We start from the raw sequence: 10,286 nt of genomic DNA, 5'->3' as shown, positions 1-10,286 counted from the left end.
GGGCCGTCGGCCGTCGCGCGGCTCGCCCTCGGCCTGCTACCCGGCGCGCTGTGCGCCGCCACCCTGCTCGGCTTGGCGCGACTGCCCGAGTCGGTCGCTCCGCCGCTGCGTTGGGCGGTCGGCGGTGGTGGGGCGCTGGCCGTGCTGTGCGTCGGCTGGCTCGCGCTCCGGCCGCGCCGCGGCGACAGGCCGCGCCGCGGCCGCGCGAGTCAGCCGGCACTGTGCTGGTTGACCGGATACGCCCTGTACGGCGACTGGTTGCTCACCCAGGTGCTCGGCGGCGGTCCCGGGCCCGCCGCGTGGCCGCCCACGCCCGACTGTGCGTGCGTGCCCCTCACGCTCACGCTCGCCGTCGGGCCGGCGGTCGGCGGCGTCCTGCTGTTCGCCGCGCACGCCCGGCGCGGACTGCGCGACGGGCACGGGCTGAGCTGGTTCACGGCCCGCTCCCGGCCGTTGCTGGCCGCCGTACTCGGAGGGTACGCCGCGCTGCTGGTGGTCCTGCACGCGGCGGCCGGTCTGGCGGTGGCGGGACGGCTGCCCTCCGTGGGCCAGCACCTGGCCACCGGGCTGCTGGGCATGCTGCTCTTCCTGGCGTTGCTGCTGGCCCACCACGATCGGTCACGTACGGCACTCGCCGGTCTGTACGCCGGCTGCGCGCTCCAGGCGACCGCGTTCGGCACGGTGCTCGGAGCCCGGCTGCCCGGCATGGCGGTGCTGGGCCGGCCGGTGGAGCGCGCGGTCGCCGAGTTCGGCACGGCGGCGGTGCCGGTCATCGCCTTCGGGCTCCCCGCGCTGGCGCTGCTGATCCACGTCGTCCGGGCGTTGCCCAGAGCCTCGGCGCACCGGGAGAGGCCGTGAGCGGCGCACGGCCGCGTACTGGCCACGGGCGCCCCGGACGCAGCGCGCCGACCCCGCCGTCCGTACGACGGGGTGCGGTACGCGTACGTCCCGCGAGCCGCACCGCCACCAGACCCGACCCAGGGGCCCGCTCCCGCCGTGGAGCACGCGCCCGTACCACCTGTCAGCCACCCTCAACCATCCACCGGAGGCCGTCCGATGAGAGTCCTGCTACTTGGCGCCAACGGCTACCTCGGCCGATTCGTCGCGGAGCGGCTGCTGGCGGACCCCGCCGTGCAGCTCACCGCGCTCGGTCGCGGTGACGACGCGGATGTCCGGTTCGACCTGTCCACCGGCAGTCCGGGCGCGCTCACCCGCTTCCTCGACGCCGTGCACCCCGGCGTGCTCGTCAACTGTGCCGGTGCCATCCGGGGCGGCGCGCGTGACGTTCTCCGGCACAACACCATCGGCGCCGCCACCATCTGTGAGGCGCTCCGCCGCAGCGGATGTGGCGCACGGCTGGTGCAGTTGGGCTGTGCCGCGGAGTACGGCCCCTCGCCCGGCGGATCGTCGACCGCGGAGGACGCCCTGCCGCGGCCTGGTGGACCGTACGGCGTGAGCAAGCTCGCCGCGACGGAACTGGTGCTGGGCTCCGGCCTGGACGCCGTCGTGCTGCGGGTGTTCTCGCCGATCGGTCCCGGCACTCCGGCCGGCTCGCCACTGGGGCGGCTCGCGGAGGCCATGCGCCGGGCCATGCAGCAGGGCGACAGTGAACTCAAGCTGCCCGGCCTGGGCGTGCACCGGGACTTCGTGGACGTACGGGACGTCGCGCGGGCGGTGCACGCCGCCTCGCTCTCGGCCGCCCAGGGCGCGATCAACATCGGCACCGGCCGGGCGGTACGCCTGCGGGACGCCGCCGGTGTGCTGGCGCGGGTCTCCGGCTACGCCGGTTCCGTACACGAGCTGGACACCCAGGCCGCGGGGCTGAACGGCGGTCCGGCCGGCTATCCGTACCCGGACGGCTGTGGCAGCTGGCAGCAGGCGGACGTCCGTACGGCCCGCGACCGGCTCGGCTGGCGGGCGCGGATCGGCCTGGAGGAGTCCCTGGCCGACATCTGGATGGAGGCGGCATGCCGCATCTGACCACCCCGACCCTGCCTCGCCCCGCCGGTGACACCGCCGGCGGGCTCCGCTTCGGCGCGCCGGGCTACGGGCATCCGATGCTTGCGCCGCTGGAGTGGAACGAACTCTCCCGGCCCGGTACGCCCCTGCGCTGGGCGGTGCTCGACGTGGGGCACGGTCCGGGGGAGCGGCCGGACGGTTACTGCCGGGAGGCCGTCGCCCGGGTCCGTTCCGCGGGTCGGAGCGTGCTGGGGCGACTCGAGTGCCGCCGGGGATTCCGACCGTTCAGTGAACTCCTCTCGGACGCGCACCGGTTCCTGGAGTGGTATGGCGTGGACGGCTTCTACCTGGCTCGCTGTCCCGGGGAGCCCGCGTGCCTTGACGAGACGCGACGGGTCGTCACCACGCTGCGGGCCCTGTGCCCGGACGGGCTCTGTGTCCTGGCGCACGGCCGCTCGCCCTTTCCGGGTTACGCCGAGTGCGCGGACCAGCTGGTGACCTTCGCGGGCGGCTGGCCGGAGTACCGCTGGTCGCAGGCCGCGCGCTGGACCGCGGAGCTGCCGCCGGAACGGTTCTGCCACCTCGTCCACTCGGTCCCGCGCACCCATCTCGACGAGGCCCTGCGGATCGCCCGCTGGCAGGGCGCGGGCACGGTGTGGTTCACCGACCGCACCGATCGGGCGGGCGCGAACCCGTGGGAGGGTCTGCCCGGCTACTGGGACGAAATCGTCTCGCGCGTCGGACACGGGCTCGGGGAATGAGCGAGCGCGTGGCAGTGTTACGAGAACATCCGTAACGGCCTGCACTCACTGGCCTGAGCCAGGCCGTAGCCCGTGACCAACCCTTGCTGAGGTCTCCGTGTCGCTGCCACCGCTGGTCGAGCCGGCTCCCGAGCTCACCGTCGACGAGGTCCGCAGGTACTCCCGCCACCTGATCATCCCAGATGTCGGAATGGAGGGGCAGAAGCGGCTGAAGAACGCCAAGGTGCTCTGTGTCGGCGCCGGCGGCCTGGGTTCGCCCGCGCTGATGTACATGGCCGCCGCCGGTGTCGGCACGCTCGGCATCGTGGAGTTCGACGAGGTCGACGAGTCGAACCTGCAGCGCCAGATCATCCACAGCCAGTCCGACATCGGCCGTACGAAGGCGGAGTCGGCGAAGGACAGCATCCTCGGCATCAACCCGCTCGTCGAGGTGCGACTGCACGAGGAGCGGCTCGACTCCACCAACGTGCTGGACATGTTCGCGCAGTACGACCTGATCGTGGACGGCACGGACAACTTCGCCACCCGGTATCTGGTCAACGACGCCTGCGTGCTGCTCGGCAAGCCGTACGTCTGGGGTTCCATCTACCGCTTCGACGGGCAGGCGTCGGTGTTCTGGAGCGAGCACGGCCCCTGCTACCGCTGCCTGTACCCGGAGCCGCCGCCGCCCGGCATGGTGCCTAGCTGCGCCGAGGGCGGGGTGCTCGGGGTGCTCTGCGCCTCGGTCGGGTCGATCCAGGTCAACGAGGCGATCAAGCTGCTCGCCGGGATCGGTGACCCGCTGGTCGGTCGGCTGATGATCTACGACGCGCTGGAGATGACGTACCGGCAGGTCAAGGTCCGCAAGGACCCGGACTGCGCGATCTGCGGCGAGAACCCGACGGTCACCGAGCTGATCGACTACGAGGCGTTCTGCGGCGCCGTCAGCGACGAGGCGCAGGAGGCCGCGTCCGGTTCCACGATCACTCCGAAGCAGCTCAAGGAGTGGATGGACGACGGCGAGAACATCGACGTGATCGACGTCCGGGAGCCGAACGAGTACGAGATCGTCTCGATCCCCGGCGCCCGGCTGGTCCCGAAGGACAACTTCCTGATGGGTGACGCGCTGGGCGAACTCCCGCAGGACAAGCGGATCGTCCTGCACTGCAAGACCGGCGCCCGCTCCGCGGAGGTGCTCGCGGCACTGAAGAACGCCGGTTTCGGTGATGCCGTACACGTCGGCGGCGGTGTCATCGGCTGGGTCAACCAGATCGAGCCGGACAAGCCGGTGTACTGACGGGCCGCCGCTGGCTGGCGCCCGCCAACCGCCGCCCGCTGACTCCGGCCCCTTTCCCGCTACGGGAGGGGGCCGGAGTCGTTCGGGTCCGGGCGTACGGTCAGAGCGCGCCCTTCCGGGTGAGCTGAGTGAACGCGATCCAGCCGGGCAGCACGGGCAACCAGAAGGTCAGCCCGCGGAACAGCAGCACCGCCGGGGTGGCGATCTCCTTGGGCGTGCCGAAGGTGATCAGGCCGGCGATCAGTGCCGCCTCCACCGCCCCGAGGCCGCCCGGGGTGGGAGCCGCCGAGCCCAGCGCGTTGCCGGCGAGGAAGACCACCGCGAGCGTGGCGTAGCTCAACTCGTCGTGGCCGAAGGCGCGCACGCAGGCGTCCAGGCACAGCACGAAGGCGAAGGGCAGCAGGAGGGTGCCGCCCACCCCGGTCAGCAACTGCTTCGGCCGCTGCGCCATGTCCAGCATCCGTGGCACCACGCCCGCGAACAGCGACCGCACCCGGTGCGAGATGAACTTCCGCAGCGGTGGCACGGCGGTGGCGATCAGCGTCAGCACCGCCGCGGTCAGCAGTCCAGCGATGACCGTACGGGAGGGGGAGAAGGTCGGTGTGTGCTCGGTCCCGGTCAGATAGCCGAAGATCATCAGCAGCATGATGTTGCTGGCCAGCCCGAAGAGTTGCGAGGCGCCCACGCTGGCCACCGCGTGCCCGGGGCGTACACCGGACTTCTGCAGGAAGCGGGTGTTGAGCGCGACACCGCCGATCGCGGCCGGCGCGACCAGCTTCACGAAGGAGCCGGCCACCTGCGCCAGCACCGTACGTGGAAACGGCACCCGCTCCGGCACGAAGCCCAGCAGCGCCGTCGCCGCCGCCAGGTAGGTCGTGGAGGCGAACGCCAGCCCGATGGCCACCCAGCCCCACTGAGCGTCCTCAATGACCTGGTCGAACTGCACCTGGCTCAGCTGAGTGAAGAGGAAGTACGCGCCGAGCGCGCCGGCGATGAAGCTCACCAGCGTGCGGGGTTTCACCCGCTCCAGCCGGGCCGGCTCTATCGGCGCCTGCGGCCGGATCAGCAGCACCTGCTGCCGGATCTGCACCAGCAGGTCCTCCTCCCGGGCCTCGTCCATCGCCTCCTCGATGGCCTTCTTCTGCGCGTGCTTGGCCGCCCGCAACTGCTTACGGTCCTGGGTGCCCGACCCGTCCTCCTTACGGGCGGCGGGCTGCCGCCGGGAGGCCTCCAGCACCGCCTCCCGCTCCCGCTGGGCGCGTTCCTTGGCGAGCTTGCGCAGCGTGGTGCGGGTGCTTCGGCTCAGCGCGATGGGTTGCAGCAGCGGCAGGCTGTCCGCGATCGCGTCCGGACCCAGTACCCGTACCGCCACCGCCACCGCCCGCTCGGCGCCGACCCGCAGCCCGAAGACGGTCAGCAACTGCGCCACGTCCATCCGCAGCACCAGGTCGCCCGCGGCGATCTCACCGCCGCGCAGGTCCGTGAGGAACACCTCGCCCTCGGCGTCCACCCGCAACGCCTCCCCGGTGAGCCGGCGGTGCGCGATCCGGCGTGACTGGAGAGCCTTGACCTGGCGCCAGGAGGCGGCCATCAGTTCGTCGGTGATCGCCTCGTCCGGCAGCGCGTCCAGCTTGCGGCCCCCGATGTGCTGGTAGACCAGCATCACCGCGTCCGGGCCCAGCTCGGAGGTGGCGATCAGGCGGGGTGCGTTGGCCCCGGCGGCGATGGCGGCGTACGCCAGCAACGCCTCCTGTTCGAGAGCCTGGCGCAGCGACTGCAGGTTGCGGCGCTGGGTGAGGCCGGGGCCGCGGAGCGCCAGCCGGCGCCAGACCCGGTAGAAGTAGCCGTGCGCCTGCTGTTCCCGGTCGACGATGGTGACCTCGAGCGCCGGGCCGTCCTCCAGGGTGACCCGGTAGTTGCGCCCGCGGTCGTTCTGCTCCGCCGCCTCCGCGTCGTCCGCCTCCTCCACTCGGCGCGCGCTGACCGGGTGGAACCCGACGTGACGTAGCCCGGCGAGCAGGTGCTGGCCGGTGGGGCGTACGTTCGGCGAGCCGACGGCGTACAGCGTGCCGTACGCCACGGACCACCCGATGAGCACGGTGACCGCGATGGAGAACGGCGTCGAGTAGCCGGCGATCAGCACGGAGAAGGCGTCCAGCAGCAGCACGCCCCACAGCAGCACGCGCCAGCGTGGCCGACGGGCCATGCCCACCGCCGTCATGTAGGCGATCACCGGCCCCAGATAACTGTGCACCGGGGTGGTGACCGTGCCGTCGCTGAGCGGCTTGGTGAGGGCGTCATGGATGGCGGAGGGCGCGGCCTCGGTCACCCACAGGTCGGTGGCCAGCGAGACGCCGTGCGCGAGGACCGCCGCGAGTACGCCGTCCGCGATCCGTAGGCCGTCTCGCTTGATGAGACGTTCCACCGCGAAGGCCACCGGCACGAGCAGTACGCCGACGCTGGAGGCCAGTCCGGTGAGACTGATCAGCAGCGCCGGGGCCTGCTCGGTGCCCTTCTTGACGTCGTCCTCGAGGCCCGCCGTGGTGCCGTGCGCGAAGGTCGCGATGGTCAGGACGATCGCGATGCCCAGTAGGCCGAGCGCCATCCGGGTCAGGTCGGACGGGCGGTGCACACGCGCGGGCAGCAGCGGCTCGTCGCTGTCGATGCGGTCGCGGTCCGCGATGGCTTCCTCGGTGTCGGTGTCGGTGTCGGTGTCGGCGCTCGGTTGGTCCGGCTGCTCCTCCTCGTCTGACTGGTCCGGCTGGTCCGGCTGGTCCTCCGCTTCGACATCAGGGGGCGCCTCGGGCGGAGGCTTCTCCCGCCCCGCGCCGGCCCCCGTGCCGCCCTGGTCTCGTATCACGTGTCACCGCCCAGGCGATGGTGGCACGTCGGTGCCGGCGCGGGTGCCCGGCCGTGTCGCTCGGATCTCCGCGGACTCGCGGGCCCCGGCACGCGCGCCTGCCGCGTTGTGGTCTCAACACGCAGTGCCGCTGCGCTCGTTCCCCGTGGCCTTCGGCTCGGGGAGAGCCCGACACCAGACCCCGCTCCCCGATCCACGAAGACCCGAACGACACGTCCTGGGTCGCCGCTCCCCGTGCCCTGCGCACAGACGAGGCGGGCGACGCCGCACGTGCGCTGTCGGTGGTATGCGGCACCATGTCCGGCATGCAGGGAAGCGAACCACCGGCACTGCCGGACTACGCGGAGCGGGTGCTCGAGGTCACCGAGCGGATACCGCCGGGCCGGGTGCTGACGTACGGCGACGTCGCCGAGTGGCTGGCCGGCGAGAGCGACCGGCCGTCCGGCGGCCCCCGGCAGGTCGGTCGGGCACTGGCGTTGTACGGCGGCGGCGTGCCGTGGTGGCGTGTCGTACGGGCCGACGGGGTGCCGCTGCCCGGCCGGGAGGCACGGGCGCTGGAGCGCTACCGTACCGAGGGCACGCCGCTGCGCCGTGGCCGCACGCCATCCCGGGACGCGCCGGAGCCCCCGCCGCGGCTCGATCTGCGCCGCGCGCGGTGGGACGGCTCCGGGGCCGCTGCCGAGGACTGAAGGCGCTCGCCTGTTCACCGGTGCCAGCTTCCGTCGTCGCGGGGTGTCTTGGGTGTCGAGTCTGTCATGTCGTCCGTGTCGGATACCTGGGTGGCGGACATCCGAGCGATCACGGACATCCGGGGTCGTCCGGTGGGACGGCCCGCGCCCCGTGCCTCACCCTGCGCCGCGCCGGTCCGCTCGCATAGTGTCGGCATCCCGCACTGCCCCTCCCCTAGGCGATCCACGTGAGTTCCTCCATTCAGTCCCCGGCACACCGGCCGCCAACCCGGGCGGGCGGGTACCGACTGGTGCGCACCCCGCCGGCCCCCCCGCACCTTCCTGCTTTGGACGCACGCCAGCGTGCCGTGGTTGACCATCCGGGCGGGCCGTTGTTGGTCCTGGCCGGACCCGGCACGGGCAAGACCACCACGCTGGTGGAGGCGGTCGTCGAGCGGGTGCGCCGCGGCACGGACCCGGAGCGGATACTGGTTCTCACCTTCAGCCGTGCGGCGGCCGTCGAGCTGCGCGACCGGATGGCCGTGCGCGGTATCGGGCCGCGTGCTCCTCAGGCGACCACCTTCCACTCGTACTGCTACGCGCTCGTACGGGCGCACCAGGACGCAGACCTCTTCGCGGAGCCGCTTCGTCTGCTGTCCGGACCGGAGCAGGACCTGTACATCCGGGAACTGCTCGCCGGCCAACTCGCGCTGGAGGCCGAGGGGCGGCTGCGGGCCAGTTGGCCGGAGGAGCTGCGGGCCTGCCTGACCACCCGCGGGTTCGCCGACGAGGTGCGCGCGGTGCTCGCCCGCAGCCGGGAGTTGGGCCTCAGCCCGGATCGGCTCGGCGCCTTCGCCCGCGGTTCCGGCCGTCCGGACTGGTCGGCGGCCGCCGGCTTCCTGGCGGAGTACCTGGACGTGCTGGACGCCCAGGGGGTGCTGGACTACGCCGAACTGGTGCACCGTGCGGTGCTGTTGGCGGAGCGTACGGAGGCGGCGTCCCGGCTGCGGACGGCGTACGACGTCGTGTTCGTGGACGAGTACCAGGACACCGATCCCGCGCAGGTCCGGCTGCTGCGCGCGCTGGCGGGGGACGGCGGGTCGCTGACCGTGTTCGGGGACCCGGACCAGTCCATCTACGCCTTCCGGGGTGCCGACGTGGGCGGCATCCTGGACTTCCCGCGGAGCTTCCCGCGCGCCGACGGAGCGTTCGCGCCCGTCGAGGTGCTGGGCGTCAACCGGCGCTCCCGTGCGCGCCTGGTCCAGGCCACCCGGGAGTTGACCCGCCGGATGCCGCTGACCCGGCTCCCGGCCGAGGCCGTACGGGCCCACCGCGCGCTCGCCCCGGTGTGCGAGGGCGGTGTGGTGGAGACCGTCACGGCACCCACCCCGGGGGCGGAGCTGGACACCGTCGCGGACCTGCTGCGCCGCGCTCACCTTGAGGAGGGCGTGCCCTGGGGGGAGATGGCGGTACTGGTGCGGGCGGGCGGGCGTACGATCCCGTCCGCACGTCGGGCGTTGACCGCGGCGGGGGTGCCGCTGCTGGTGGACGGCGACGACCTGCCGTTGCGGCACGAGCCGGCGGTGGAGCCCTTGTTGACGGCGCTGCGTGCGGTGGCACGGGCGGCGGCCCAGCCGGGGCCCGACGCGCCGGACACGGCCGCGGGCAGCCCCGACCCGGTGGCCGGCGGTCCGGAAGCCGCTGGTCCAGATGCCGCTGAGCCGGAAGCCGCGGCGTCCGGGCCGGTGGAGGACGGCGGTCCCGTGGCGAACGGTCCCGTGGAGGACGCCCCCACAGAGGGTAGCCCCACGTCCGACCCGGCCCCGGAGTGTTGGCTGGACACCGAGACCGCGCTCAGCCTGCTCGCCTCCCCGCTGGGCGGCATGGACACCGCGGACCTGCGCCGGCTCGGGCGCGCCCTGCGGGAGGAGGAGCGGGCGGCGGGCCGTGGCCTGCCCCGCCCCTCGGACACCCTGCTCGCCGAGGCGCTCGCGGAACCGGAGCGGCTCGTCGCGCACGATCCGGCGTACGCGCGCGGTGCCCAGCGGCTCGGTCAACTGCTGCGCAAGGCACGGGAGTCGCTGGCCGGCGGGGGTAGCGCCGAGGACGCCCTGTGGCAGCTGTGGGACGGCACTCCCTGGCCGCGCCGCCTGGAGCGGGCCACCCAGCGCGGTGGCGCCGCCGCGCGGAACGCCGACCGCGACCTGGACGCGGTGTGCGCGCTGTTCGACGCCGCCTCCCGGGCCGAGGAGCGGATCGGCGGCCGGGGCGCGCTGAACTTCCTGGCCGAGGTGGAGGCCCAGGACATCGCCGCCGACACGCTGACCGGACGTGCCGTACGCCCCGAGGCCGTACGCCTCATGACCGCGCACCGCTCGAAGGGGCTGGAGTGGCGGCTGGTGGTGCTCGCGGGCGTACAGGAGGGCCTGTGGCCGGACCTGCGGCGGCGCGGGTCCCTGCTGGAGGCGGACCGGATCGGCCGGGACGGCATCGCCGAACCGCTGAGCCCGGGCGCGCTGCTGGCTGAGGAGCGGCGGCTCTTCTACGTCGCGGCCACTCGGGCGAAGGAGCGGCTGGTGGTCACCGCGGTACAGGCACAGGGCGAGCAGGGGGACCAGCCCTCGCGGTTCCTGGCCGAGTTGGGCGTGGAGCCACGGGCGGTCACCAGTCGTCCCCGGCGCCCGCTGTCGGTGGCCGCGCTGGTCGCGGAGCTGCGCGCCACCACGGTCGACCCGGCGGCGTCCGCCGCCCTCCGGGACGCC

Annotated in this window: 6 protein-coding genes and 1 pseudogene; 6 read left to right on the top strand and 1 reads right to left on the bottom strand. The window is 73.4% G+C overall.

Annotation, left to right across the window (positions count from 1 at the left end; genetic code table 11):
- The 4 genes and pseudogenes from AN216_RS01300 to moeZ form a co-directional block, all read left to right on the top strand.
- Positions 1–858: pseudogene (locus AN216_RS01300) on the top strand (hypothetical protein); the annotation flags it as partial.
- Between the two features lie 198 nt (positions 859–1,056).
- Positions 1,057–1,980, top strand: a complete 924-nt coding sequence (locus AN216_RS01295; protein ID WP_070194691.1) for an NAD-dependent epimerase/dehydratase family protein — start codon at positions 1,057–1,059, stop codon at positions 1,978–1,980.
- The gene (locus tag AN216_RS01290; RefSeq protein ID WP_070194690.1) at positions 1,968–2,720 is read left to right on the top strand and encodes a spherulation-specific family 4 protein; all 753 of its coding nucleotides are present in this window, start codon (positions 1,968–1,970) and stop codon (positions 2,718–2,720) included. Before AN216_RS01295 ends, AN216_RS01290 begins: the two co-directional genes overlap by 13 nt.
- A gap of 97 nt (positions 2,721–2,817) precedes the next feature.
- The gene (gene moeZ, locus AN216_RS01285; protein WP_070194689.1) at positions 2,818–3,996 is read left to right on the top strand and encodes an adenylyltransferase/sulfurtransferase MoeZ; all 1,179 of its coding nucleotides are present in this window, start codon (positions 2,818–2,820) and stop codon (positions 3,994–3,996) included.
- Between the two features lie 100 nt (positions 3,997–4,096).
- Here the strand turns inward: moeZ and AN216_RS01280 are convergent, their stop codons facing one another.
- Positions 4,097–6,856: a lysylphosphatidylglycerol synthase transmembrane domain-containing protein gene (locus AN216_RS01280; RefSeq protein WP_079166114.1), complete on the bottom strand. Its 2,760-nt coding sequence runs from the start codon at positions 6,854–6,856 to the stop codon at positions 4,097–4,099.
- 305 nt (positions 6,857–7,161) lie between these two features.
- Here AN216_RS01280 and AN216_RS01275 point away from each other — a divergent pair, with 305 nt between their 5' ends.
- Positions 7,162–7,545, top strand: coding sequence for an MGMT family protein (locus tag AN216_RS01275; protein ID WP_338059223.1), 384 nt, complete (start codon positions 7,162–7,164; stop codon positions 7,543–7,545).
- Between the two features lie 221 nt (positions 7,546–7,766).
- The coding region (locus AN216_RS01270) for an ATP-dependent helicase (RefSeq protein WP_420855675.1) at positions 7,767–10,286 on the top strand (2,520 nt) is incomplete at its 3' end.

Source organism: Streptomyces oceani, from assembly GCF_001751245.1.
Classification (GTDB): domain Bacteria; phylum Actinomycetota; class Actinomycetes; order Streptomycetales; family Streptomycetaceae; genus Streptomyces; species Streptomyces oceani.
The sequence above is the reverse complement of the archived record's forward strand: the minus strand, read 5'-3'. Positions and strand labels throughout refer to the sequence as shown.